General features: G+C 71.1%; 24 protein-coding genes. 11 read left to right on the top strand and 13 right to left on the bottom strand.

The genetic code is table 11. The annotated features are described in order from the left end of the window. Positions 1–10 precede the first annotated feature (10 nt). The 6 genes from JIX55_RS33535 to JIX55_RS33510 form a co-directional block, all read right to left on the bottom strand. Positions 11–760 (bottom strand): spherulation-specific family 4 protein, encoded by a 750-nt coding sequence (locus tag JIX55_RS33535; protein ID WP_257566972.1) that lies wholly within the window; start codon positions 758–760, stop codon positions 11–13. Then, a complete protein-coding gene (locus JIX55_RS33530; RefSeq protein WP_257566971.1) occupies positions 748–1707 on the bottom strand; it encodes an NAD-dependent epimerase/dehydratase family protein in 960 nt (319 codons plus the stop codon). The genes JIX55_RS33535 and JIX55_RS33530 overlap by 13 nt, the downstream gene beginning before the upstream one ends. A gap of 201 nt (positions 1708–1908) precedes the next feature. Beyond that, positions 1909–3402, bottom strand: coding sequence for a hypothetical protein (locus JIX55_RS33525; protein WP_257566970.1), 1494 nt, complete (start codon positions 3400–3402; stop codon positions 1909–1911). Continuing rightward, entirely contained in the window at positions 3399–5366 is a 1968-nt protein-coding gene (locus JIX55_RS33520) for a DUF3492 domain-containing protein (RefSeq protein WP_257566969.1), read from the bottom strand. Before JIX55_RS33520 ends, JIX55_RS33525 begins: the two co-directional genes overlap by 4 nt. A gap of 212 nt (positions 5367–5578) precedes the next feature. Beyond that, positions 5579–7276: a DUF3152 domain-containing protein gene (locus JIX55_RS33515; protein WP_257566968.1), complete on the bottom strand. Its 1698-nt coding sequence runs from the start codon at positions 7274–7276 to the stop codon at positions 5579–5581. Positions 7277–7284: 8 nt separating this feature from the next. After that, complete coding sequence (locus tag JIX55_RS33510) at positions 7285–8514, bottom strand: alpha/beta fold hydrolase (protein ID WP_257566967.1); 1230 nt, start codon at positions 8512–8514, stop codon at positions 7285–7287. A 254-nt stretch (positions 8515–8768) separates the two neighbouring features. Between JIX55_RS33510 and JIX55_RS33505 the strand changes: the two genes are divergently transcribed. The 4 genes from JIX55_RS33505 (at position 8769) to JIX55_RS33490 (ending at position 10737) form a co-directional block, all read left to right on the top strand. Then, entirely contained in the window at positions 8769–8987 is a 219-nt protein-coding gene (locus tag JIX55_RS33505) for a hypothetical protein (RefSeq protein WP_257566966.1), read from the top strand. Positions 8988–9208: 221 nt separating this feature from the next. Continuing rightward, positions 9209–9850 (top strand): TetR/AcrR family transcriptional regulator, encoded by a 642-nt coding sequence (locus JIX55_RS33500; protein WP_257566965.1) that lies wholly within the window; start codon positions 9209–9211, stop codon positions 9848–9850. 177 nt (positions 9851–10027) lie between these two features. After that, complete coding sequence (locus JIX55_RS33495; protein WP_005480533.1) at positions 10028–10255, top strand: DUF3107 domain-containing protein; 228 nt, start codon at positions 10028–10030, stop codon at positions 10253–10255. Positions 10256–10464: 209 nt separating this feature from the next. Next, complete coding sequence (locus JIX55_RS33490; RefSeq protein WP_257566964.1) at positions 10465–10737, top strand: hypothetical protein; 273 nt, start codon at positions 10465–10467, stop codon at positions 10735–10737. A 175-nt stretch (positions 10738–10912) separates the two neighbouring features. Here JIX55_RS33490 and JIX55_RS33485 read toward each other — a convergent pair whose 3' ends face one another. After that, a complete protein-coding gene (locus tag JIX55_RS33485; protein ID WP_257566963.1) occupies positions 10913–11680 on the bottom strand; it encodes a ferritin-like domain-containing protein in 768 nt (255 codons plus the stop codon). Positions 11681–12163: 483 nt separating this feature from the next. Between JIX55_RS33485 and JIX55_RS33480 the strand changes: the two genes are divergently transcribed. Together JIX55_RS33480 and JIX55_RS33475 are read left to right on the top strand one after the other, a co-directional pair. Further along, entirely contained in the window at positions 12164–14470 is a 2307-nt protein-coding gene (locus JIX55_RS33480; RefSeq protein ID WP_257566961.1) for a DEAD/DEAH box helicase, read from the top strand. Between the two features lie 225 nt (positions 14471–14695). After that, the gene (locus JIX55_RS33475) at positions 14696–15565 is read left to right on the top strand and encodes an alpha/beta fold hydrolase (protein ID WP_257566960.1); all 870 of its coding nucleotides are present in this window, start codon (positions 14696–14698) and stop codon (positions 15563–15565) included. A gap of 117 nt (positions 15566–15682) precedes the next feature. On the opposite strand, the gene JIX55_RS33470 is transcribed toward JIX55_RS33475, so the two are convergent. Next, positions 15683–16579, bottom strand: a complete 897-nt coding sequence (locus tag JIX55_RS33470) for an NYN domain-containing protein (RefSeq protein ID WP_257566959.1) — start codon at positions 16577–16579, stop codon at positions 15683–15685. Positions 16580–16827: 248 nt separating this feature from the next. On the opposite strand from JIX55_RS33470, the gene JIX55_RS33465 reads away from it, so the two are divergent. Continuing rightward, the gene (locus JIX55_RS33465; protein ID WP_257566958.1) at positions 16828–16980 is read left to right on the top strand and encodes a hypothetical protein; all 153 of its coding nucleotides are present in this window, start codon (positions 16828–16830) and stop codon (positions 16978–16980) included. Positions 16981–17064: 84 nt separating this feature from the next. Here the strand turns inward: JIX55_RS33465 and JIX55_RS33460 are convergent, their stop codons facing one another. The 4 genes from JIX55_RS33460 to JIX55_RS33445 form a co-directional block, all read right to left on the bottom strand. Then, complete coding sequence (locus tag JIX55_RS33460; protein ID WP_257566957.1) at positions 17065–17670, bottom strand: MarC family protein; 606 nt, start codon at positions 17668–17670, stop codon at positions 17065–17067. A gap of 135 nt (positions 17671–17805) precedes the next feature. Beyond that, entirely contained in the window at positions 17806–18666 is an 861-nt protein-coding gene (locus JIX55_RS33455) for a PHP domain-containing protein (protein WP_257566956.1), read from the bottom strand. A 255-nt stretch (positions 18667–18921) separates the two neighbouring features. After that, on the bottom strand, positions 18922–19563 hold the full coding sequence (locus JIX55_RS33450) for a DUF6758 family protein (protein WP_257566955.1): 642 nt from the start codon (positions 19561–19563) through the stop codon (positions 18922–18924). Positions 19564–19803: 240 nt separating this feature from the next. Next, the gene (locus tag JIX55_RS33445; protein WP_257566954.1) at positions 19804–20388 is read right to left on the bottom strand and encodes a suppressor of fused domain protein; all 585 of its coding nucleotides are present in this window, start codon (positions 20386–20388) and stop codon (positions 19804–19806) included. Positions 20389–20977: 589 nt separating this feature from the next. On the opposite strand from JIX55_RS33445, the gene JIX55_RS33440 reads away from it, so the two are divergent. Together JIX55_RS33440 and JIX55_RS33435 are read left to right on the top strand one after the other, a co-directional pair. After that, a complete protein-coding gene (locus JIX55_RS33440) occupies positions 20978–22102 on the top strand; it encodes a magnesium and cobalt transport protein CorA (protein WP_257566953.1) in 1125 nt (374 codons plus the stop codon). Between the two features lie 119 nt (positions 22103–22221). After that, complete coding sequence (locus JIX55_RS33435; protein ID WP_257566951.1) at positions 22222–22782, top strand: hypothetical protein; 561 nt, start codon at positions 22222–22224, stop codon at positions 22780–22782. A 337-nt stretch (positions 22783–23119) separates the two neighbouring features. Here the strand turns inward: JIX55_RS33435 and JIX55_RS33430 are convergent, their stop codons facing one another. After that, complete coding sequence (locus JIX55_RS33430; protein WP_257566950.1) at positions 23120–23878, bottom strand: hypothetical protein; 759 nt, start codon at positions 23876–23878, stop codon at positions 23120–23122. A 176-nt stretch (positions 23879–24054) separates the two neighbouring features. Between JIX55_RS33430 and JIX55_RS33425 the strand changes: the two genes are divergently transcribed. Then, entirely contained in the window at positions 24055–25356 is a 1302-nt protein-coding gene (locus JIX55_RS33425; protein ID WP_257566949.1) for a magnesium transporter MgtE N-terminal domain-containing protein, read from the top strand. After that, the gene (locus JIX55_RS33420) at positions 25346–25942 is read left to right on the top strand and encodes a DUF1003 domain-containing protein (protein WP_257566948.1); all 597 of its coding nucleotides are present in this window, start codon (positions 25346–25348) and stop codon (positions 25940–25942) included. Before JIX55_RS33425 ends, JIX55_RS33420 begins: the two co-directional genes overlap by 11 nt. Positions 25943–26073: the final 131 nt, after the last annotated feature.

Raw genomic sequence — 26073 nt, 5'->3', positions numbered from 1 at the left:
ACGCCCTTTTTCATTCCGAGACACCCGTTCCAACCAGCGAGACGATTTCGTCCCAGTAACCGGGCAGCGTCTCCCAGGGGGCGGTCCGGCCGTCGCGGTCCGTGCGGTCGGTGAAGTAGATCGTGGCGGCGCCCTGCCAGCGGGCGATGCGCAGCGCCTCGTCGAGGTGGCCGCGCGGGACACCGTGGACGAAGTGGCAGAAGCGCTCGGGCGGATGGCCGGCGGTCCACTCGGCCACCTGCGACCAGCGGTAGTCGCTCCAAGGCCCGGAGAAGGTCACCAGTTGATCGGCGATCTCGGCATATCCGGGATACGGGTGGGCGCCATGGCCGAGGACGATGTGGCCGCCGCCGAGGAGCGCGCGGAGCACGGTGACCGTGCGGTGGACCTCGGTCAGGGCGCTGCGCTCGGTGGGGCAGCGGTCCAGGAGAAAGCCGTCGACCTGGTACCAGTCGAGATAGCGGCGTGCGTCGGAGGCGGTTTCGGCGAGGGCGCGTGCCCCATATGTGACGTCCAGGTGGCCGAGGACCCGGATGCCCGCGTTCCGCAGCCGTCCGGCGGCGCCCAGGCAGTGTGGGTCGGGGCGGATGCCGGGGCCGTCGGAGACATTCAGGACGACCCAGTGCAGCGGGGTTCCGGGGCGGGTGAGTCCGCCCCATTCCAAGGAGGCGACGAGGGGGTGGGCATAGCCGGGGATGCCGAAACCGTGGCTTAAGCCGGTGCTCGCGACACCGGATGGGGCGGGGGTCAGATACGGCATGCCGCCTCCATCCAGATGTCGGCGAGGGACTCCTCGAGGTTGATCCGGGGCCGCCAGCCGAGCCGGTCGCGGGCGGTGCGCACATCGGCCTGCTGCCAGCTGCCGCAGCCGTCCGGGTAGGGGTAGGAGACGGGGGCGACGTTGTCCGGGTCGGGGCGGGGGTGACCGATGGCGGGCCTGAGGGGGCCGGGCGGGGCGTCGAGTTCGTGGAGGGCGCCGCCGTAGCCGGCCACGCGGGCGAGGACGGCCGCCGCGTCGCGGAGGCGCACGGCGCGGCCCGAGCCGATGTTGATCACTCCCTGGGCGGCGGAGAGCGAGGCGGCGTGGACGGCGCGGGCGACATCGCGTACGTCGACGAAGTCGCGCTGGACGCCGAGGCCGGCGAGTTTGAGTTCGCCGTCGCCGGACTGCATGGCGCGGCGCATGGCCTCGGCGAGGCGGCCGAGCGGGGAGCCGGCGGGGGTGCCTGGTCCGGCAGGCGAGAAGACGCGGAGGACCACCGCGTCCAGGCCGGAGCCGAGGACGAGTTCGGTGGCGGCGAGTTTGCTCACGCCGTAGGGGCCGCCGGGGCGGGGCACGGCGTCCTCCGCGGTGGAGGAGCCGGGCTGGCTGGGCCCGTACTCGGCGCCGCAGCCGATCTGCACCAGGCGCGCCCCGCAGCCGCTGCGGCGCAGGGCCTCGCAGACGGTGGCGACGGCGACGGTGTTGTGCCGGGTGAGTTCGCGGGCACCGCCGCGGGTGGCTCCGGCGCAGTTGACGACGACTCCGGGGTGGACGGCGTCCAGGAAGCGGGTGAGCGCGCCGGGGCTGCCGGTGGCGAGGTCGAACCGTACGTCGGCGTCGTCGCCTCGGCCGAGTGCGGTGAGCTGTACGGCCGGGTCGGCGAGCAGGCGTTCGGCGACGAAGCGGCCGAGATATCCGTTGGCTCCGATCAGCAGGACCCTCATCGGGCGGCTCCCGGGGCGGGCTCTCCGGTTCGGGAGGTGATCATCTGGCGTTCTCCTTATGGGGTGGTGCCGTGGGTGATGAGGTGGGCCCGCGGTGTCGGCCCCGCGGGAGGAGATGCGCGGGACCGAGGTCCCACGTATCGGTCGGGCTCGGGCTTCGCACGGCGGTGTGCGACCGCTGTGGCGAAGGCCGAGGTGGGGTCAGGTCTCCCCGGAAGGCAGGGCGTGGGCCGAGGCCCGGGTCAACGTGCGGATGACATGGACGAGCAGGACGAGCGCGGTGGCGCCGCACACGAGAGCGGGGATGGCACCGGGCCCCCGGGCGCCTACGACCGTCTCGACGGCGGCGGCCAGGGAGGAGCAGCCGGGCAGACGACTCGCGAAGACCGTGGCCAACGCGATCGCCTCGGTCAGGGCGGCCGTGCGGAGGGCGACGGCCGGGGCGTGGGTGAAGCCGTGCGCGGTGAGGAGGCGGGCGAGTAGCAGGAGTGCACCGAGGGCGCCGGCTCCGGCGTACCCGGCGGACTCGTCCAGGACCGCGCCGCACAACGAGAGCAGGGCGGCCAGGGCGCAGAGGTGCAGCGCGAACACGCCGAGGATCAGGGGCTTCATGGAGTCGGCGAACTCCGCGAGCCCGCGGCTGGCGGCGAGTTTGCGGCGGGCGCGTACGGAGAGGAGGTGGGCGCACCAGGTGGCGGGGGCGCAGGCCAGGGTGAGGGCGAGTACAGGAGCGGTGGCCAGGGGCCAGGGGCCGTGAGGGCCGCCGTCGAGACCGGCGGCGAGCAGGCCGTCACCGAGGAGGGCGTACGCGATCAGCCAGCAGGTCCAGACGCGGGTACGGCTCGTGGTGCCGGGCGGGGTGCGCAGCGGGCCCCGCCCGAGGGCCACGCGCAGGCCGAGCGCCACCGCGAGGGCGCCGAAGGTGGCGGTCACGAGGCGGGGTTGGCCGTCGGTGACCCGTACTCCCGTCACAGCTGCCGCGCACAGGGCGCCCGGCAGCAGGGCGAGCACGGCCCATCCGCCGCGCGCGCCGGGCGCACTCGGCACCGGCCCGCGCTCCGTGGATTCCTCCCCTTCACGCGACACGCGCGCGTACATCTCCTCGGCCAGCGAGAACACGTCCCGGTGCCGGAAACGGGCCGCCGTGCGGTCGGTCACACCGTGCGCCTCCAGGCCGGCGGCGATCTCCAAGGGGTCGACCGCCCGCTCGCAGAGCTCCCGGTGCCGGTGCATCAGGGCCTTCACCGGGTCGACGGCACCGCGTCGGGGTGCGGGCTCGGGGGTGGCTGCGGTGAGGGCGTCGTCGACCGGCCGGGGGATGGCCACGGGGTCGGGTGGGGCGGTGACATTCCCCGGTGCCAGCGGGTCCGGCGAAGCCATGGCGCCCCGAGGGGCGGGAAGGCCCGGCGAATCCGTGGCACGCGGTGGTGACATGGTCAAGGTCTCGGCGCCGGTGCCACGCGACAGCTCCCGCTCACCCGGCCTGCTCAGCCCACCCGGCTCATGCGACGCACCCGGCCTGCTCAGCTCACCGGGCTCACGCGACGCACCCGGCCTGCTCAGCCCACCCGGCTCACGCGACGCACCCGGCTCGTCCGGTCCGCCCAATCCGCCCAGTCCGTCCGAGCGGTCCATCCCGTCCACGCCGTCCAGCCTGTCCGAGCGGTCCAGCCCATCCAGCTTCAACTCGCTCATCGCGCCCCCTCTCCCGCAGGCACCGGCTCCCCGGCCGCCGCGCCCGGAGACGTCCCCGCAGCCCGAGCAGATGTCGAATCCGGAGCCGAACCAGTGACAGATGTCGAGCCCGGTCCCGGCGGCGCGACCGGGACCGACCCCGTGGCCCGCAGCGGGGTCGTGGCCCGCACCGGCGTGCCGACGGCCCAGCGGGGCCGATCGGCAACGACCCCACCGGGCCCCGCGACACCGGCGACTCCTGCCACACCGGCAACACCGGCCACTCCCAGACCCCCCGCCACCGGCCGGGACTCGGTCCAGCGGCCGGGTACATGGGCCTCGGCGGGGGCTCCGAAGGGCAGAGGGTCGCCGGTGTCGTCGAGGACGACCTTGCGTACCGGAGCGTGGGAGACGACCTCCAGATAGATGCCACGAAATGCCGCGACGTTCTGCTCGACGGTGAAGAGTTCGAGGGCGCGTGCGCGGGCGGCCGCGCCGAGGCGCGCGCGGCGCTCGGGTTCGCGCAGCAGCGCCACGCACGCAGCGGCGAGCGCCCGCGGATTGCGTGGTGGGACGACGAGCCCGGTGCCGCCGATGACCTCGACGACCGCGCCCACATCCGTGGAGACCGTCGGCCGGGCGCAGAACATGGCCTCGACCAGGCTGATCGGGAAGCCCTCGACGACGCTCGACAACACGACCACGGCACCCGCCGCATACGCCTCAGCCAGGTCGGGGACGGCCGGGTCGCCGATCTCCTCGAAGGAGACGGGGTTGTCGCCGACCGCGTGGGCACCGTCCGCCTCGTCGGGGAAGAGCTGTGCGGCCAGTGCCTTGCAGTGGCCCAGATAGGCGGCCGCCTCGGTACCTGTGACCGCTCCGACGATCCTGAGCCGCGCCTTGGGCTCGGCCCGGCGGATCTCGGCGAAGGCATGCAGCAGGGAGATCAGGTCCTTGGCGGGTTCGATGCGGCCGACCCACACCAGCGTGTGCGGATCCGCGCACTCCGGCGACTCACCCACCTCCGCGAAGCGGGCGGCGTTCATGCCCGGGTAGACCGTGCGGATCCTGGCGCGGTCGGCGCCGCAGCGCTCCTGCCAGCGCCGGGCGTGGGTGTTGCCGGGGGTGAGGCAGGCGGCCTGCCGGTAGACCTCGGCGGTCAGCCGCCGGTGGAAGGCCGCGAGCAGGGCGCGCACCGGCGCCTCGCCCGAGGCCCCGAGGTAGTGCGCCCGCAGCGGCACGCCGTACTCGGTGACCAGCAGGGGCACCCCGTGGAAGTGACGGGCCAGCAGCCCGGGCAGAGCTGCCGAGCCGCCGGCCGCCGCGTGGCACAGGTCGACCGAGCCGAGCCCGTCGTCCTCGTACCAGTCGAGTGAGAGGGGGCGCAGTGCGCGTTCGAGGTGTGAGGCGACCGTCAGTAGATCCGGTACACGAGCCTCGCGCGCCCCTCGCAGTGCGCCCGGCGCGCGACAAGCCCGCTCAAGCGTGCGCACGGCGACCTCGGAGCGCAGTGCGCCCACCAGCCCGCCCTCGTCACGGGCCAGTTCGGCAAGTCCGTACAGCGCATTGCCGAAACGGTCCGCCTCAGCGTCGGAACCGCCCTCGGAAGTTCCCCCGACCCCGTCCGCCCCACCGGCCGCGGATGCCCTCGGCCCGCCGAGCAACCCGGCGACACCGGCCACCCCGCCAACTCCCCCCGAGCACACGGCCGCCGCCAGTTCGCCGTATGCCTCCGCGAAGCGCCGTCGCGCCCGGCGGCCATGGACGACCCCGTCATCCCCGGCCGTCCACAGTGGTGCCGTACGGACCCGGCTGACCTGCGGCGGCAGTGGGATCCAGCCCTCGTCCTCCTGCCGCTCGCTCCGGCTGAGCGCGTAGATGTCGAACTCGTGTCGCTCCAGCCCACGTACGAGTCGGTCGCACCAGAGCCTGGCGTCACCGCTCACATACGGATAGCCACCCTCCGTAAGCAGTCCGATACGCACGCGTGCACCCCCGATCTCCCGTTTGGGAGCCGCCGTTCACCCGGCGGCTCGCAGCGGGACGAACGTATGCGGACAAGGCGGTGGCGCGACGGACGGTTGTCCATCGCGCCACCAAAAGGGGTGAACGGTCGTAACTTTCCCTAGCGGGACGCGTTTTGTCGCGCTAAGGGATCGATCGGCTACGCCCCGTCAGATCGCCGGGTGGAGTCCCGTCAACTCCCGGGGAACGGCCAGGGATTGGCTTTGCACGTGATCCCGCCGTAGGTGAGGAACTTGCTCTGCTGCTGCATGACGGGCGCGAGTTCGCCGTCCTTGTCGCAGGTCTCATGGCGGTTGCCGAGGCGGTGACCGATCTCGTGGTTGATCAGCATCTGCCGGTACGCGTGGATCTGATCGCCGTACGTCTTCGAACCCTGGGCCCAGCGGTACGCGTTGATCATCACGCGTTCGGTGGCGGCCGAATCGCAGGACACGTTGTCCACGGTCGTGTCGAGCCCCGACTTGGCGCACCAGACCGCGGTGGTACCCGGGCTGGCCAGTGTGATCACGAAATCGGGCGTCCCGGAGGAGATCCGCTCGAACGTCCGGCCGCCACTGTGGGCCCAACTCCGGTCGTCGTTCAGGGTCTTCTGCACGGCCTCGGCGAACAGCTCCGCGTCCAGCCCGAGCCCCTTCTCGACGTCGACCCGGTAGCGGTACTTCTGGCCCGTCCCCGGCCCCCTGTCGAAGCCCTTGACCGCCTCGAACTCCCCGTTTCCTTCCAGGTCCGCGGCGAGCGCGTACTTCGTGCCCATCTTCTCGTCGTACGACAGCGGGGTCGCGCTCGGGCTCGGCCGACTGGACTGCGTGGGCCGGCTGTCGCTGCGCGAGGCGTCGCGCACAGCACGCTCACCGGCGTCGGCGGCCTGCGGCTGTGTGGCGGTGCCGTCCTCCCCGCCGACCACCTGCCCGCCCACGACGACCGCCAGCACGGTCGTGACCGCGGCGGCGGCGATCCCGGCGAACGCCCGCCCCTTGCCGCCCTTCGCGGTCTCCGCGACCTCGGGCTCATCGCGCAGTGGCTTCTCTTGCAGAGCCATCTCTTGCAGCGGCTGCTCTTGCAGCGGCTTCTCTTCGAGAGCCACCTCGACCTGGCCGTCGGCCTCGGCATCCGGCGCGACACGATGTGTCCGGCCGGGTGCGAAGACGTCGTCGACCTCGTCGAAGGCGTCCAGATAGGTCTGGCGGGGGCCACCGGGGGGCATGGTCTCCTGCCGCTGCCGGGGAACGGGGACGCGGCGGCCGGAACGCTCGGGAGGCACGCCGTACGAGGCGCCGGGGGAAGCCGCCTCGCCCGGCACACCATAGGGGGCCCCCGCGGGAGCCCCCTGCGCCACGCCGTGTCCGGCACCCGTCTGCCGTCCACCACCACCCAATTGCCCCCAGCCCCCGCCCCCTTCACGCTGCTCGGGGTGACCACCACGGCTCGGGGGGAAACCGCGGGGCGGGGTGCCGTCGGGAGGCCGGGGGAAGCCGTGCGCGGGCGTGCCGTCGGGGAGACGCGGCATCCCCTGGGCCGGCGTGCCGCCAGGAAGGCGAGGGAAACCGTGCGCCGGCGTGCCGTCGGGGAAACGCGGGCCCTCTCGCCCAGGCGCACCGCCGGTGACCCGTGGCATCCTCTGGCCCGGAGTCCCGTCGTATCTGCGGGGCGGCGGAGGACCACCCGGCGACCGCACCCCTGCCGCCGGAGCCGGTGCGCCCCTGGCGTCCCAAGGCGCCGCCCCATTCGCACGCGGAGCCCCCTGGGCCCCCGGTGTTCGCGGCGTCGCCGATCCACGGTCGTCCGACCCGGCGGACGTCGCCGTCCCGGTTTCTCCTACTTCGTTCGTGTCGCCTTTCGGCGCCCGCCCCTTACGGCTGTGCCGTCCCACGCCGCGCCTCAGCTCCCCCCACCGGGAGAGGCCGTCGGAGGCCCGTCCGAGGCCGATTCATCACCGTCGGCGGCAGCCGAACCGCGTCCGCGCACCAGACCACCCTCACTCGACACACCGACCGAAGCCGAAGCCACCGAGGCCGAAGCCGAACCCACGGAAGTCGAAAACGAACCCACCGACGCCGAAGCCGGACCCACCGAAGCCGAATGCGCATCCGCACCCGACTCCCAATCCCCCGAATCCCCCGGACGCAGCGACGCCGAATCCGCGCTGCCGCTCGGGTTGCCCGTATCCGCGAGCAGTACACGGAACGCCGAGGCGACCGCCTCCGGGTACTCCATCATCGCCACATGCCCCGCGTCCGGCAGGGAGACGAGACGCGAGTCACGGAAGGTACGGGCGGCGCGCTGGGCCATGCGGTAGCCGACGAGCTGGTCGCGGCGGCCGTAGACGAGGAGCGTCGGCGCGAGGACGCGCTCGGCCTGGCGCCAGAGCGAGTGCTGTCCGCCCAGGGTGTACGCGTCCACGAGCCCGCGGGCGGACCGCGTCAACGCATCCCACATGTACGGCAGTTGGAGGCGCCGCTCCATCTCCTCCACGGCATTGCGGAAACCCTCCTCCGTGACGCGGCCGGGGTCGCCGTAGCAGAGCGCCGTGACGCCCCGTACGCGCTGCTCGGCGCTCCAGCCCCTGGTGAAGCGGGTGAAGAGTGCCGACATGCCCGGTAGCGCGAGCATCGCGGTGGGCACGGCGGTGCGCTGCACGAGGAGCTCCGGCAGGGCGGGCGACACGAGGGTCAGGGTGCGGACGAGGTCGGGGCGCAGGGCGGCGACACGGGTGGTGATCGCGCCGCCGAGGGAGTTGCCGAAAAGGTGCACGGGGCCGCGCCCGGTGGAGTCCAGGTAACGGATGACCGCGCGCGCGTGTCCCGTGACGGAGTAGTTGCCGTCGTCCGGCGGCGGCGAGTCGCCGAAACCGGGCAGATCGAGTGCCTCGCCGGCCACGAGCCCGTCGAGCAGCGGCATCAGCGCGGACCAGTTCTGCGAGGAACCGCCCAGGCCGTGCACGAACAGGGCGGGCGGCAGTCCCTCACGCGCCGGCGGTCTCGACCGCACCGACAGAGTGATCCCCGGCAGCCGGACCGACCTCAGCCGCTCGCCGGGCGCCACGCGCACGGCACTCGCCTTCGGCGACGCGGTGGCGGTCAGCAGGGACGGCGGCTGGGTCGAAGACATGCGGCAATGTTACGAGACGATCACGCAGTGGCTCATGTGTTCGCCGTCACAGATCGCGCCACATATCGGCCACTTGTCGCGGGGTACCGGAAATCCGGACCGGCCACCGCCGGATCACGCCGGACCGCATAGCGCCACGATCGGCTGTCTCCTAGGCTCATATCCAGGGCACCCGAGGGCACCCGTATGTGGCCCCTGCCGCCTTCAGGGACGTTCTGGCGGTACCAGGGCACCACCAGGAAGGGGAACCCACGATGGCCGTTGACCCGAGCGATCCCGACACCTTCGTCGAGGAGGAATCCGTGGAGATCGACGACGTCGAGGCCCCCGAGGCCGATGCCGCCGAGCAGCACACGGACGTCACCCCGGACCGGGACGACCCGCTGACCGACGCCGACCGGGACGCGGCCAACGAGGCCGACCTGGCGGAACAGGCCCGCGTCGTCTCGATCGACGAGGACGACTACCGGTAACCCGGCCCTCACCAGGGACGACGACCGGTGACGCGAAAAACGGCGATCGGTGACGAGAAAGGGCTTCCTTCTGTCCGCCCTGCCCCCGTTTGACGTGGTCCGCGGCACTTTCCCCGGCGTCCGGTCCGTGAAATTCTGCGCTCGCACCGCGCACACCCGGGTTACCGAAAAGTACGATGGCGGCGCGGCGCACACCGCATGTGGACGATTTGGGAGGCGGCGTGACAGCCATCGAGCAGACAGAGGCAGCGCGCCCGCGGGGCACACGCCTGCCGCGCCGAGCCCGACGGAACCAGTTGCTGGGCGCCGCCCAGGAAGTCTTCGTGGCCCAGGGGTACCACTCGGCCGCGATGGACGACATCGCCGAACGCGCCGGAGTCAGCAAACCGGTGCTCTACCAGCACTTCCCCGGCAAGCTCGACCTCTATCTGGCCCTGCTGGACCAGCACTGCGAGTCACTCATCCAGGCCGTACGCGGCGCACTCGCGTCGACGACCGACAACAAGCAGCGCGTCCGGGCCACCATGGACGCCTACTTCGCGTACGTCGAGGACGAGGGCGGCGCCTTCCGGCTGGTCTTCGAGTCGGACCTGACGAACGAGCCCGCCGTGCGCGAGCGTGTCGACAAGGTCACCAACGAGTGCGCCGAGGCCATCCGCGACGTCATCGCCGAGGACACCGGCCTGTCGCGCGCGGAGTCGATGCTCCTCGCCTCGGGCCTGGGTGGCCTCGCCCAGGTGGTGGCGCGCTCCTGGCTGCACAGCGACCGCAGCGTCCCGCGCGAGGAGGCGGTCCAGCTGCTGGCCTCGCTGGCCTGGCGCGGCATCGCCGGCTTCCCCCTGCACGGCATCGACCACCACTGAGCGCGCACAACCCCGGACCGGTGACCGCGACGCGGCCCTGGTCCGGGGTTTTGTTCCCGCGTTCTGTTCGCTCCTGGCGTTCTCGCGCGGAACGTGTACATCCCCTCACCGGGCTAATGTGTGCTGCGTACGGCGCGGAAGCCCGCGCATTTCACTGACCGTCGGAGGGACATAGCCGTGGAGGTCAAGATCGGCGTGCAGCACGCGCCCCGCGAGATCGTTCTGGAGAGCGGTCAGAGTGCCGAGGAGGTCGAGCGTGCCGTTGCCGAGGCGCTGACCGGCAAGTCGGCGCTGCTGAGCCTCACGGACGAGCACGGCCGCAAGGTCCTGATCCCGGCCGACCGTCTCGCCTACGTCGACATCGGCGAGTCGGCCGTCCGCAAGGTGGGCTTCAGCGCGCTGTAGTCAAGAGGCACAAGAGGCGTACCGAGGGGGCCCGGTGGTTTTTCACACCACCGGGCCCCCTTCGCACGCCCGTCCCTCGTGGCCCCATGGCCGAACCGCACAGAGCCACCACATCTCGTGCACAGAGAATGGTTGCGCTCCACGACTCGCGGGTAGTACCGGCTACGACCGATTTGCCCAGGCCAGGCTGTGCGGGAGGGAACCCGATCATGTTCTTGGAAGCACTCGGATCCGCGATCCTGGGGCTCGCCCTCGCCTGCGCCGCCGCCTACCGGCTCCCGCACCGCCTGCCGCCCCGGACCCTGGTCCTCCCGACCGGCACCGCAGGCGCCCTCTTCGGCGCCTTCCTCACCCACACGGCACTGGGCTCCGCGAACTACCTGCTGATCCTCACCGGCGCCCTGATCGTCGCCGCCGCCTCCCTGTCCCTGCTCCTGCGCCCGACGGAACGTTTTCGACGCAGCAGCTCAGCGACGGCGTAAGAAAGGCCGCGCCCCTTGATTGAGGGGCGAAGCCCGATTCGACAGGGGCGATGCCCCATCAAGGGGTCGCGGGGCTGTCACCCATGGGGCTTCCGCCGCGTCGGCGCGACCAGCCACGAGGTAAGCCGGCACCCGCCAGGCGACAGGTCACCCCACGGCGACCGGCCACCCCAGCTCAGGCCGCGAGGCCCAGCGCAGCCATACGCTTCGTGTGCGCCTCAGTGATCCGCGAGAACATGCGCCCCACCTCGGCCAGATCGAACCCATCGGCGACACCCCCCACCAACATGGTGGACAGGGCATCCCGGTCGGCCACCACCCGCTGCGACTGCGACAGCGCCTCCCCCATCAACCGCCGCGCCCAGAGCGCCAGTCGCCCGCCCAGCCGCGGGTCCGCGTCGATCGCCGCCCGCACCTTCTCCACGGCGAACCCGGCGTGCCCCGTGTCGTCGAGCACGGCGAGCACCAGCCCGCGCGTGTCCGAGTCGAGGTGCGCCGCGACCTCCCGGTAGAAGTCACTGGCGATCGAGTCGCCGACGTACGCCTTGACGAGCCCCTCCAGCCAGTCCGACGGCGCGGTCTGCTTGTGGAAGCCGTCGAGCGCGTCGACGAACGGTTCCATGGCCCGTGTCGACTCCTCGCCGATCTCGGCGAGCCGGTCACGGAGCCTCTCGAAGTGGTGGAACTCGGCCGCCGCCATCTTCGCCAGCTCCGCCTTGTCGACGAGGGTCGGCGCCAGCTTCGCGTCCTCCGCGAGCCGTTCGAACGCCGCCAGTTCCCCGTACGCCAGCGCTCCGAGCAGGTCCACGACCGCGGCACGGTACTGCGGGTCGGCGGAGGCCCGGGCCCAGTCCTGGGCGGCGATCCCGGTGACCTCGGCGGTGTCGGCGGACTCGCTGCCGCTGGCGTTCTCAGGCTTGTCAGACGTGGTCATGAAGCGCACAATAGCCCGCTCCCCGCAAGGCGGAAGGGCCTGGTCATTCAGTGTGACGACGACTACGTGACCAAATCGGCCATCGCATATGCGCGATTCCGGGGTATGGTGGTAATGCGCCTGCTGGTACGTCGACGTAGCTCGACGGTATCTCGACAGGCCGCACGCATGAGGATGCCCGGTCGGTGGCCCGATCGGCTCCGACCCGACAGCCCTCCTTGTTCCGTACGGCACTCTGCGTACGGCGTCCGGAGGGAACCCCTCAGCGGTATGAGCGCTAGAGCGTCGGCAGTGGTCCCGTGCCACACGGCCCGCCCGTGAGGCGGCCGACGTCCCCCGGCACGGTCCGACACGACCCCCGCGCTCGCCTCACACCGCGTACACAGAAGAGGCAGCACCCTGACTACGACTTTTCGAGATCTCGGAATCTTTCCCGAGACGGCCGAGGCCCTGGAGGCCGTCGGCATCATCAACCCCTTCCCGATCCAGGAGATGACGCTCCCGGTCGCCCTCTCCGGCTCCGACGTCATCGGCCAGGCCAAGACCGGCACCGGCAAGACGCTGGGCTTCGGCCTCCCGCTCCTCGAGCGCGTCGTCGTCCCCGCCGATGTCGAGGCCGGCCGCGCCAAGCCCGAGGACCTCGTCGACTCCCCGCAGGCGCTCGTCGTCGTCCCCACCCGCGAGCTGTGCACCCAGGTCACCAACGACCTGCTGACCGCCGGCAAGGTGCGCAACGTACGCGTCACCGCGATCTACGGCGGCCGCGCCTACGAGCCCCAGGTCGAGGCCCTGAAGAAGGGCGTCGACGTCGTCATCGGCACCCCGGGGCGGCTCCTCGATCTCGCGGGCCAGAAGAAGCTGAACCTGAAGAACGTCAAGTGTCTGGTCCTCGACGAGGCCGACGAGATGCTCGACCTGGGCTTCCTGCCCGACGTCGAGAAGATCATCAACATGCTTCCGGCCCGCCGCCAGACGATGCTGTTCTCGGCGACCATGCCGGGCGCGGTCATCGGTCTGGCCCGCCGTTACATGTCCCAGCCGACCCACATCCGCGCCACGGCGCCGGACGACGAGGGTGCGACGGTCCGGAACACCTCGCAGCACATCTACCGCGCGCACAACATGGACAAGCCCGAGCTGGTCGCGCGCATACTGCAGGCCGACGGCCGGGGACTGGTCATGGTCTTCTGCCGTACGAAGCGCACGGCGGCCGACCTCGCCGACCAGCTCAAGCAGCGGGGCTTCGCCTCTGGCGCGGTCCACGGCGACCTCGGCCAGGGCGCCCGCGAGCAGGCCCTGCGCGCCTTCCGCAACGGCAAGGTGGACGTCCTCGTCTGCACCGACGTCGCCGCCCGAGGCATCGACGTCGAGGGTGTCACCCACGTCATCAACTACCAGTCCCCCGAGGACGAGAAGACGTACCTGCACCGCATCGGCCGTACGGGCCGCGCGGGTGCCAAGGGCATCGCGATCACGCTCGTCGACTGGGACGACATCCCGCGCTGGCAGCTCATCAACAAGGCGCTGGACCTCGGGTTCAACGACCCGCCGGAGACGTACTCCACCTCCCCGCACCTCTTCGAGGAACTGAGCATCCCCGCGGGTACGAAGGGCGTCCTGCCGCGCTCCGAGCGCACCCGGGCCGGTCTGGAGGCCGAGGAGCTGGAAGACCTCGGCGAGCCGGGCGGGCGCGGTCCGCGCGGTCGTGGCGGCCGTTCCTCCGGCCCGGCGCCCGCCGAGCGTGAGCGCCCGGCGCGTGCGCCGCGTCGTCGCCGCCGTACGCGCGGTGGTGCCACCGCCGACGAGGTCTCCCCGGAGGCCTCGACGGTCACGGAACCCTCGGAGGCCGCGCAGACGCCGGTCACCGAATCCGCCGAGTCCGAGGCCCGTACGCCGCGCCGTCGCCGCCGGACCCGCGCCGGGTCGACCCCCGCTGCGGAAGCCGCAGTCGAGACGGCCGAGAGCACGCCCGCCGAGCGGGCCGAGGCCGTGGTCGAGACCGTCGCTGCCACGCCCGTCGAGCCGGCCGAGGCCGTCGAGGAGGCTGCCAAGCCTCGTCGACGCCGGACCCGCAAGGCCGCGGAGGCCGCGGTCGAGGCCGCGCCCACCGCCGAAGACGTGCTCGACTCGGCCGAGGGCACGACCGACGCCGAGGCAGCGGACGAGGCCCCGGCCAAGCCGCGCCGCCGCACCCGCAAGGCCGCCGCACCCGCCGAGGCCGTGGTCGAGGAGACCGCCGCCGAGGAGACCGCGTCGAAGCCGCGCCGCCGCACCCGTAAGGCCGCTGAGGCCGTCGAGAGCGTGGTCGAGGACGCCGTCGCCGAGGAAGCCGCGCCGAAGCCGCGCCGCCGGACTCGCAAGGCCGCGGACGCCGTGATCGAGGCCGCGCCCACCGCCGAAGACGTGCTCGACTCGGCCGAGGGCACGACCGACGCCAAGCCGCGCCGCCGCACCCGCAAGGCCGCGGTCGCCGTGGTGGAGGCTCCGGAAGCCGTGACCGCCGAGGCGGCGGACGAGACTCCGGCCAAGCCCCGTCGCCGTACGCGCAAGGCCGCGGAGGCCGTCGTCGAGGCCGCCGCCGACACGGTCGAGGCCACGAAGCCCCGCCGCCGGACGCGCAAGACGGCCGCGACGGTCGAGGCCACGGTTCCGGCCCAGCCGACGGAGGAGCAGGCCACGAAGCCGCGTCGTACGCGTAAGGCCGCGGTTCCGGCCGCCGCCGAGGAGACGGCCGAGGCTCCGGCGCCGCGTCGCCGGACGCGGAAGGCTGTGGCCGCCGTGGAGTCCACGGAGGGCTGAGTCCATTCAGCCGAGTGAAAAAGGCCCGGTCCCCTTTCCGGGGGCCGGGCCTTCGGCGTTGCAGGGGCTCTTCGCCTGCGGGTGTGAGTGAGGGCTGATCCCGCCCACACGGCGGCAGCCGCAGATTCAACACAGCCCAACTGCGCGAGCAACCACACACCACCCGCACCCGCCGCACAAACCCCGGCGCGGCCGTCGGAGCCGTCCGCCAGATACCCTCCCCCCATGAGCCGTCCCCCGACCTTCACCCCTCCCCCCGGCGCCCGTGCATACCTGCTGCGCACCCCTCGTGGGGAGTTCGCCGTGATCGAGGCGGGGACGGCGGTGAAAGGGACCGTGCTGCTCGTGCCGGGGTTCACGGGGAGCAAAGAGGACTTCATGCCGCTTCATGAGCCGTTGGCGGAGGCGGGGTACCGGACGGTGGCGGTGGACGGGCGCGGGCAGTACGAAAGCCCGGGTGCCGTGGACGACGAAGCTCCGTACGCGCAGGCGGAGCTGGCGCGGGACCTCCTCGCTCAGGCGGAGACCGTGAGCGACGGCAGCCCCCTGCATGTCGTCGGCCACTCCCTCGGCGGCCAGATCTCCCGCGCCGCCGTCCTGCTGGACGCCTCCCCCTTCGCCTCGCTCACGCTGATGTCCTCGGGCCCGGCCCAGATCTCGGTCGGCCAGCAGCAGCGCGTGAAGCTGTTGCGGGACGCCCTGGCCGTGATGGACATGGAGCAGGTCTGGGACGCCATGCAGGCGATGGAAGCGCCGGAGGAGACCGAGACCGGCGCCCTAGACGAGGGGCTGGACGACCGCGCCGACCTGCGCCGTCGCTGGCTCGCCACCAGCCCCGCCCAGCTCGTCGCCACGGGCCGCCAGCTCTGCGCGGAGCCCGACCGCGTCGCCGAACTCGCCGCCGTGGAGCTGCCCAAGCACGTCCTGTCCGGCGAACGCGACGACACCTGGCCGATCCCGATCCTCGACGAGATGGCCGTACGCCTGCACGCGCACCGCACCGTCATCCGCGACGCCGAGCACTCCCCCAACACGGACCAGCCGAAGGCGACGGCGGACGCGCTGATCGGCTTCTTGGACGGAATCAGCGACTGACCGGGCGGTGGCAGGGCCCCCATGGGCCTGTCCGGCGGATCATGCCGCAGACGCGGGGTCCGGTGCTTGCAAGGTGCCGTTGACTTCCTGCGACCTGATCCGCCGGACAGGCCCTAGCTAGTACTGCGCCCGCAAGTGTTCCCAGAACCCGTCCCGCAGTGCCCGTCTCAGGTCCGCCTGGCCCCGTAGCGAGTACTGGATCAGCCCCTCCGCCTCGACGAGCAGGTCCTGGTCGACGGAGCCGGGGAGGTACGGGTGGCTGTGGAGAAGCTCCTGCAGGCTCTCCCGGCCCCGGGCGCCGAGCCACTTCGCGGCGATCTGGGCACCGACGAAGCGGACGTCCTCGCGGGTGGGCCGGGCGCCGGTGGCGGCTTCGTAAGAGGGAGCGGCCCGCCGTGACACATACGGCTTGAAGAAGTCGAGGTCGAAGGTCCGCTGGCTGTCGACCTCCCAGAGCAGCGGCTCGGCCTGGTTGCGGCCCTCGGGTGCCTCGATGCCCCAGAGGTGGACCCGGGCCCCATATCCCTGCGCGGCCTCGACCGCCGAGACCAGGTCCTCGTCACCGCCGATGAGAGCCGCGTCGCTGATCGCGCGATGCCGGGCCAGTGACTCCAGGTCGGTGCGGATGAGGGAGTCGACACCCTTCTGCTGGTTGTTGGCGTTGAGGTTGCCCAGCCGCACCTTCACGTCCGGCAGTTCGGCGATCGACTGCTGTTCCGCCGTATGGATGCGGCGGCGCGCCCCGTCGTACCAGTAGACCCGCAGCAGCCGGCTGTCCGCGAAGATCGTGCGCGCCTTGTCGATGAGCGCGTCGATGAGGCCTTCGGCGTCGAGGTCGAAGGACCGCCGGTCCTCGGTGCCCGCGACGAGCCGTCCCACGGCCGCGTACAGATACCCGGCATCGACGAAGATCGCGTGTGTCGAGGGTGTCTTCGCCACCTCGGCGAGCATGCGGTGCAGCAGCTCGTTCGTACGGTCGATGCGGACGCCGAGCGCCGTGAGGTCGTCGTTCATATACTTCCATTGTCCCGGTGGTCACGCTACGAACACAACCGGTCCCAATCAGTCTTCCCGCTTCCAGGTAGACATACCCGCCCACACCACTTACCGCTCAGTAATTAGGTTCTCGAAAATTTTCCTTAGCGTAGGGAATGTTTGTAACGTGCATGCCGTTGAATCCTCATGGAACACGGGCATCGACGACCCGCGAACCACCATCAGTAGTTCTCCTCAGGAGGATGACCAGACGAAGGGAGAAGCCCATGCGCTTCGAAATTCTGCGACTCGACGACGTCAACGGCACGCCCGTGGACAGCACCGTCGTGGACGCCGCCTCCGTCAACCGGATCGTGCAACAGGCCGCCGCCATCGGGCAGCGCCTCTGGATCCGCCCGGCCGACGCGACCGCCTTGTAATACGCGGATCCGTTCACACTTCAGAGCCCCGTACGGCACCGATGCCGTACGGGGCTCTGCTGCGCGGCCCGACAGGGCCGGAAGTCAACTGCCCTGTACGACCTGAGTGACGCCGTTGATGATCTGCTGTACGGCGATCGCGGAGAGCATCATGCCCGCGAGCCGCGTCACCAGCACCACGCCTCCGTCCTTGATGACCCGGATGATCAGCAGCGAGTACCGCATCGTCAGCCACAGCACGACATGGATCGCCAGGATCGCGGCCCATACGGACACCTGACCGGCCACACCGTCCGCCTTCTGCACCGCCAGGATCACCGACACGATCGCACCGGGACCGGCCAGCAACGGCATCCCCAGCGGCACGAGCGCGACGTTCACGTCCTTCGTCTGCTTCGGCTCGTCCGTCTTGCCGGTCAGCAGATCCAGCGCGATCAGCAGAAGCAGCAGCCCACCCGCGATCATCAGGGCCGGCACGGACACATGCAGATAGTCCAGGATCTGGTGCCCCAGCAGCCCGAAGACGGTGATCACACCGCCGGCCACGCAAACGGCCTGAAACGCCATCCGCTTCTGCGTCCGAGCGGGCCGCCCGGCAGTGAGCCCGAGGAAGATCGGAGTGATCCCGGGGGGATCCATGATCACGAAGAGGGTGAGGAAGAGGGAACCGAAGATGGCGAGATCGAACACAGGGGTGCCTTGCGAGAGTGAAAAGCGAAGGAAAGCGGGCAGCCCGCCGACAACCACTGCGGGCAATCGTTCCGCAGAGCGGAACAGGTGGGCACAGCCGACAGCCGCCGGGTGCCGTGACGACGAAGGGGCGAGCTAGCGGGCTCCGCCGGCCCCCGGGACGGGAAGCGCTCCGGTGGCCCGCCGTGTGATCTCCCCGTACACCTCGGGGTCGGTCGTGTACTCACCGAGTACGCAGGTCTTGCGGCTGCCGTGGTAGTCCGAGGACCCGGTGGTGAGGAGCCCCAGCTCCTTCGCCAGGCCGCGCAGTCGCGCCCGGGTCGCCGGGTCGTGCTCCATGTGGTCGACCTCGATGCCGGCGAGCCCGGCGGCGGCCAGCTCGGCGATCGCCGACTCCGGTACGGTCCGGCCGCGCTTGACGGCGGCGGGGTGGGCGAAGACGGCGACGCCGCCGGCGCCCTTGATCAGCCGGATCGCCTCGAAGGGGTCGGTCTCGTGCTTCTCGACGTAGGCGCGACCGCCGTCGGCGAGCCACTGCTCGGTGAAGGCGTCGCTCACGGTCGGTACGACGCCGAGTTCGACAAGGGCGGTGGCCACGTGCGGCCGTCCCACGGAACCGCCACCGGCGATCCGCGCGACCTGCTCCCAGGTCACGGGCACACCCAGTTCGTTCAGCTTGGCTATCATCCCGCGGGCCCGCGGCACCCGGTCGTCCCGGACCAGCTCGCGTTCGGCGAGCAGTTGGGGCTCCTCGGGGTCGAACAGGTAGGCCAGCATGTGCATGCTGACACCGTCCAGCCGGCACGACAGCTCGGCGCCGGTGACCAGTGTGAGCCCCTCCGGCAGCGCGGTGATCGCCTCGGCGTGCCCACGCGTCGTGTCGTGGTCGGTCAGCGCGATGACGTCCAGCCCGGCCGCCCCCGCCTTCCGCACCAGCTCGGCCGGAGTGTCCGTACCGTCGGAGGCCGTGGAGTGACAGTGCAGATCTATACGCACGACTCGGACTCCAGGCGCAGACGAAACGGAAGCGGACGCTCAAGGATAACGCCCTTCCGAACGCTCCCTGTCACACCCGAAACCCAGGGGTGCCCCCTACAGTCACTCCTCAAGGGAGCTGCGGACAGCAGGGTCAGGGGCGCGGGGCGGCATCACCATCCCGCTCCGCCACGTGGCCGCGATCAGCCTCACCGACGTGCGGCCCGCCCACGGACCTCAGACACCTCGGCACCACGCGGCTCACCCGGCGAAGCGCTACGGCTCAAGGATCCGGGGCGAGAGTGCCCCACAAGGCAGCAACTCCACCTCCGCTCCCGCATCCCGCAGATCCGTCAGCACCAGCTCGTCGTACATCAACAATCCCGTCTGCTCTGGCCACACGACCGCCCACACCCACAACCCGAGCGCCTCCCCCGCGAAGACCGCACGGTCGTCCGGCGTACCGGAGACATGCCACAGCGGCGTCGGCCGCCCCGCGGCGAGCACCTTCGCCTGGGGCGGCTTCTCGACGCTCAGATACGGCCCGGGATCGGGCCCGTCGATGCCCGCGTACCGCGCACCGAGGCCGACGCCGAGTTCCTCCGCGATGAGGACAAGTTCTCCCACGCCGCCGAGCGGGCCCGGACCGGAGCAGGCCACGGCGGTGGCGCGGCCGCCGCTGCGGTCGTCCCCGGCGAACGCGGCACCCGTGAACAGCCAGCCCACGGGCAGCGGCCACGGCATCCAGACGGGCACCTTGGCACGGTGCACCACGACACTGAGGGCCTCGACGCTGGGCGGGATCACGGGCTGCAGCGGGTGCACCGGCCCGTGCACAGCGCACTGCCAGGAGTCGGCAAAGAGGCCGGGAGCCCTGACCCGGCCACCACACTTCGGGCAACTGGGTTCGCCCCTCATAGGGCCCAACGGTCCTCCCCGTGCTTCCTCGCGTCAAGGACGATCACCCGTCCGGCGTGTGCGCGTCACATTCCGCGCACGAACGCCGGACCGGACTCCGGTCGGCCCACCTGACCGACCAACGGAATCAACTACCCACACGACCAAGAGAAGCGGTGGTTTTCGGCCACGTGCCGAGGGCCCTCCGGTCACGTATGGCGTGCCGTCCGTCACACGGAGAAGTCGTGTCGGGCGATCCGGTCAGTCCAGGGGGACCGACTTGCGGAGCGGGTCCCGGAGGTCCGTCCCGTGGGTGAGCCAGCGCTCCTGGAGAGCCTGGGCCCCGTGCACCCGCTTCCAGGCGGCCTCGTTGGCGGTCATCGGGAGGAGAGGCAGGAAACGCACGGGGTCGGCGGGGGCGTCGAGTTCGAGGTCCTCGACCAGGCCGCCGGACTCGGCGACGAGGACGGAGGTGAAGGGGGCGCCGGGCCACAGCGGAGCACCCACGTCCAAGGAGGCGCCGGGGGCCACGATCACACCCTCGACCTGCGGTGACGCGGCAAGCACGGCAAGCGGGCGGAGCACCTTGTCGGTGTCGGCGATGCCGTGCCGCACGGACAGGACGAGTTCGGCGCGGGGGCCCTTGACGGGGTCGGCGAGCACCGCGGTGGGGTCGGCCATCGGCTGGGCGGACATGCCGAGCGTGGCGTAGCGGACGACGTCGCCGTCGGTGAAACGGAGCACCTCGATGCGGTCCGTGCCGAGAAAGGTGACCGCGGCGCGCGCGTCCGGTTCGCCCAGCGCGGTGCGCAACCGGGCCTCCACCAACGGAAGAACATCAGCCATGAGCCGAGCATAGAACTCGTCAGGAACGGGCAAACGGGCGCCTTGACACTTCAGCCGACTGTTAGTCTTGGGCGCCGGTCGAGACAGCACGCGGGCAGCACGCAGAAGCGTCGCTCTCAAGCCTTCGCGTCTCGCACCGAAAAGACTGACTCCCCTACGGGGAACCCCGGATGGGGTATGGAACGTCCCTTACGAGGGACCGGCCGGAGGAGGTGGGGCTGCGATGGACCGAAGTCGACCGTGCAGTACCACCCGCTCTTCCGACCGCTGAGTTCCGTAGCTCTTGCTGTAGCCGTTAGCTCTCGCTTCCGCTGGCTGCCACCCTCACTCGCGTCGTGCCGATCGCCGGTCGTCGCGCATCGGAAGAGCACTTCTTTCCCGTCTTGATCCGATTGATCCGAATCGCCGATCAGAAGTCGCTGATCTCTCACCGGTCAGCCGTCGCCTGATCTGAATCAAGCGAAGCTGTCACCGCGACGGTGCGGTGCTCCCCGCTTTGTGGACGTGCCAAACATCCGAAGTCAAAACGTCCCCATTCCGGGTAGTTCCAACCGTCGTCGGCGGCCTTTCGTTGCGAAGGAGCCTGCTCATGTCGATGATCCACAACCTGCGTGCCGCGGTCCGCCCGTCCCGTCCCTCGCGTCTGTCGCTGCGCAAGGACGGCGGCGTGTACGACGCCACTCGTCCGGCGGAGGCGGTGACGGCCGTCGTGGACTGTGCCGTCTACCGTGACGGAGCGCGCGTCGGGTTCGAGCGGAACCTGACCCCGCATGAGGCGATCCGTCAGGTGCGCCGTGACGGCGGCTTCGTCTGGATCGGCCTGCACGAGCCGTCGGAGGCCGAATTCGCCGGTATCGCGGCCGAGTTCGGGTTGCACCCGCTGGCCGTGGAGGACGCGGTGCACGCGCACCAGCGGCCGAAGCTGGAGCGGTACGACGACACCCTCTTCACCGTCTTCAAGACGATCCACTACGTCGAGCACGACGAACTCACCGCCACCAGCGAGGTCGTGGAGTCCGGCGAGGTCATGTGCTTCACCGGGCGGGACTTCTTCATCACCGTCCGGCACGGCGGGCAGGGTTCGCTGCGGGCGCTGCGTCATCGGCTGCAGGACGACCCGGAGTTGCTCGCCAAGGGGCCGTCTGCCGTGCTGCACGCCATCGCCGACCACGTCGTCGACGGGTATGTGGCGGTCGCGGACGCCGTGCAGGACGACATCGACGAGGTGGAGACGGAGGTGTTCTCTCCCGGGCGCAAGGGCACGCCCCGGGGTACCGACGCCGGCCGGATCTACCAACTCAAGCGCGAGGTCATGGAGTTCAAGCGGGCGGTGCTGCCGCTGGTGCGGCCCATGCAGCTGCTGAGCGAGCGGCCGATGCGGCTGATCGACCCGGACATCCAGAAGTACTTCCGTGACGTGGCCGACCACCTCGCCCGGGTGCAGGAGCAGGTCGTCGGCTTCGACGAGCTCCTCAACTCGATCCTCCAGGCGAACCTGGCGCAGGCCTCCGTCGCCCAGAACGAGGACATGCGCAAGATCACGTCCTGGGCGGCCATCATCGCCGTACCGACGATGGTGTGTGGCGTCTACGGCATGAACTTCGACTACATGCCGGAGACGCACTGGAAGTACGGGTACCCGGTCGTCCTCGGTGTCACGGTCGCGCTCTGCCTGGGCATCCACCGGACACTCAAGCGCAACGGGTGGCTGTAGCTCGGCGGGAGCCGGTGACCGGGGGCCCGATGGCCGGTGGCCCGGTGGCCGGGGCCCGGGGCTCGGGGCCCGGGGCTCGGGGCTCGGGGCCTTCGAGGGAGCCCGGTTAGGCTGCCCCCATGACCGCCGACTCGCTGTCCGCCGACGCGCTGCTCGATCTGGCCCTCGTGGAAGAGGCCACCAAGAAGTCCGGGCTCATCTGGGTGCGGAGTGAAGGGGTGCCGATGCTCGGGGGGCGGGGGCAGGCTGTGGCATCGCGCGCGTTGTGGCACGTCTGGCACGAGGGCGCCGTGTGTCTGGTCGGTGACGGGCCGGGCGAGCAGCCGTTGCCGGGGCTGACGGACGGGGGCTCGGCGGTCGTCACCGTCCGCAGCAAGGACAAGGGCGGCCGACTGGTCAGCTGGGCCGCGAACGTCGTCGAGCTGGCGCCGGACTCCCCCGAGTGGGAGGCGGCGGTGACTGAACTCAAGGGCAAGCGCCTCAACGCCCCCGACGGCGAGGCCATGCCGGCCCGGTGGGCCCGCGAGTGCCGGGTGCTCCGCCTGCAGCCGACGGGTTCGACCCTGCCGCTGCCCGACGACGACCTGGCCGAGGCGCCGGTCACGACGCCCGCGACGACGCGACAGCCGATCCCGGCGGCCGTACCGCGACTGCTTTTCGGGCGCCGCAAGCGGAAGTAGTCCGGGCAGGTTCCTGCTCGTTGGCCCGCTCGGTTCGGCACCGCCGGAAGCCACCGTCATGGCTGATCGCCGTCGGGGCAGAAGAGGGGAACCGGCGGAGACAAGCGGGCCGGGTTTCTGGGAGCCGACGGAATACAGGCGGGCCGGCGGAGAACCGGCGGCCGGCGGAGAACCGGCGGCCGGCGGAGAACCGGCGGGCCGACGGAGAACCGGCGGGCCGACAGAGAACCGGCGGGCCGACAGAGAGCAGACGGTCGGCGGAGAACAGGCAGGCCGGCGGCCGAGAGCGAGGCGGTGGGAGCGTGCGACCGGACCGCGCGAGCGGCGGAGAGGCGCGTTATGACGTCGGCAGTTGCTTGCCGTAGTCCACGACCGACTTCTCGTCCGGCTCCTCCAGGGTGAAGCTCTTGCCCCAGTCGGTGAGGAGGATGGTGCCGGCGTCGCCTGCGCGGACGAGGCGGAGGGGGTAGGGAGTGCCTTCGAGGGAGACGTCGAGGGTGCCGCCGGAGCCCTTGTCACCGGTGATGCGGATGGTGCGGGTACCGGACTGCTCGTGGTGGCCCTCGGTGGACAGGGCGCCGTGCAGAGTGAGGAGGCTGTTGAGGAGGACGTCCTTGTCGGTGAAGCCGCTGAAGCGCTTGTAGGCCGGATCACCGGTCGGCACCTTCACGTACATGCCGTCCAGCTTGTCCGCCGCGGCCGTCTCCGACTCGTCGTGGTCCTTGCCGTCCTTCCCGGATTCCTGATGGTCCCAGAAGTCCTTGTCGGCCTTCAGAAAGAGGTGCTCGCCGACCTTCAGCAGCCGGAAGGTGGAACCCTCGGACGTCACCGAACCCGTGCCGCCGTCCTCCTTCAGGCGCATGTCCAGCTTGTAGGTCTTGCCGTTGCTCACCACGGCCCCGGACAGCCGGACCGTGTCCGCCGCCGTGGCGGCCGCCTTGGTCCTGCTCTGGATCTTCGCCGGCTCCAGCTTGCCGACCCCGTTGGTGCCCTCGTTGGGATCCTCGCTGCATCCTGTGAGACCTGGCCCGCACGCCACGAGGGTGCAGACGGCGCTCACCAGTGCGGCCCTTCGGGTACGGGGAATCACAGTCACAGGCGATGCACCTCTTCGTGGGGAGTCCAGGCGTACCGCAGAGTACCGGGGCTCCGGGCGCACCACGGAGCCAGTCCGTCCGCACCGCTCACCAGGGCATATCCGATCGGGACGGGCTAGCCTGAAGCCCTCCACGGCGGACAATCCCCCTGCGACGGGAAGGAAAGGGGCGGCTCATGGCAGCGGTGACGCCCCGGGTCTTCGTCTCCCACCTCTCCGGCGTCGCCGTCTTCGACCCGAACGGCGACCAGGTGGGCCGGGTCCGCGATCTCGTCGTCATCCTCCGGGTGGGCCGGAAGCCACCGCGGCTGCTCGGGCTGGTCGTCGAACTGTCCACGCGCCGCCGGATCTTCCTGCCCATGACCCGGGTCACCGGCGTGGAGTCGGGCCAGGTCATCACCACCGGCGTCGTGAACGTGCGCCGGTTCGAGCAGCGGCCCACCGAGCGGCTCGTCATCGGGGAACTGCTCGACCGCCGGGTGCAGCTGCTGGAGACGGGTGAAGAGGTGACCGTCCGCGACATCTCGGTGCAGCAACTGCCGGCCCGCCGGGACTGGGAGATCGACCGGGTGTTCGTCCGCAAGGGCAAGGGCGGGGCGTTCCGGCGGCACAAGGGCGAGACGCTGACCGTGGAGTGGTCGGCGGTCACCGGGTTCTCGCTGGAGGAGCACGGGCAGGGCGCCGAGAACCTCCTGGCGACCTTCGAGCAGCTCCGCCCGGCCGACCTGGCCAACGTGCTGCACCATCTCTCCCCCAAGCGCCGGGCCGAGGTCGCCGCCGCCCTCGACGACGACCGGCTCGCCGACGTCCTGGAGGAGCTGCCCGAGGACGACCAGATCGAGATCCTCGGCAAGCTCAAGGAGGAGCGGGCCGCCGACGTCCTGGAGGCCATGGACCCGGACGACGCCGCCGACCTCCTAGCCGAGCTTCCGGAGGAGGAGCAGGAGCGGCTGCTGACGCTGATGCAGCCGGACGACGCGGCCGACGTTCGGCGGCTCATGGCGTACGAGGAGAAGACGGCCGGCGGTCTCATGACGACCGAGCCGATCGTGCTGCGCCCGGACGCGACCGTCGCCGACGCGCTCGCCCGGGTCCGCAACGCCGATCTGTCCCCCGCGCTCGCCGCCCAGGTGTACGTGTGCCGGCCGCCGGACGAAACCCCGACCGGCAAGTACCTCGGAACGGTCCACTTCCAGCGGCTGCTGCGGGACCCTCCGTACACCCTGGTCAGCGCGATCCTCGACGACGATCTCCAGCCGCTGGACCCGGAGGCCGCGCTGCGGGCCGTCGCCGGGTTCTTCGCGACGTACGACATGGTCGCGGCGCCCGTGGTCGACGAGAGCGGCTCGCTGCTGGGCGCGGTGACCGTGGACGACGTACTGGACCACATGCTGCCCGAGGACTGGCGGGAGACGGAGTTCCATCTGCACGAGGACAACGGTGACGCCGACGACGAGGGGGCCGCCGATGGTTCCTGAGCGCGAGGGGCGTGACGGGCGGAAAGGGGGGCGCGAGCGGGCGCACTCCGGGGCGCCCCTGCGGGAGCGCACGCCCTCCGGCGCCACCGCACGCCCGCGTACGCGTCTCGATCAGCCGCTGCCGCGCCGGACCCGGTTGCTGCCCGAGTGGGACCCGGAGGCGTTCGGACGGTTCTCGGAGCGAATCGCACGGTTCCTGGGCACCGGCACGTTCCTCGTCTGGATGACCGTCGTCATCATCCTGTGGGTGGTGTGGAACGTCTCCGCCCCGCGCGATCTGCGCTTCGACAACTACCCCTTCATCTTCCTGACCCTGATGCTCTCCCTCCAGGCCTCGTACGCCGCCCCGCTGATCCTCCTCGCGCAGAACCGCCAGGACGACCGCGACCGGGTCAACCTGGAACAGGACCGCAAGCAGAACGAGCGCTCGATCGCCGACACCGAATATCTGACCAGGGAGATCGCCGCGCTGCGCATCGGCCTCGGCGAGGTGGCCACCAGAGACTGGCTGCGCTCCGAGCTCCAGGATCTCCTGAGGGAGATCGAGGAGCACCGGACCTTCACCCTGCCGGAGGATGGTTCCTGACGGCCGCTCTGAGCGCCGTACCATCGTCCTTGTGACTCCGCCTCTCCCAGAGGGAGCGGCTTCTCACTTGAACGCGACCGCGTCCTCATGACGGACAAGCCCTGTCCGGCGCCTCATGGCACAGGCAGGAG

Origin of the sequence: Streptomyces sp. DSM 40750, from assembly GCF_024612035.1 — a bacterium.
In the GTDB taxonomy this organism is placed as follows: domain Bacteria; phylum Actinomycetota; class Actinomycetes; order Streptomycetales; family Streptomycetaceae; genus Streptomyces.
This window is presented reverse-complemented; position numbering and strand designations above follow the sequence as displayed.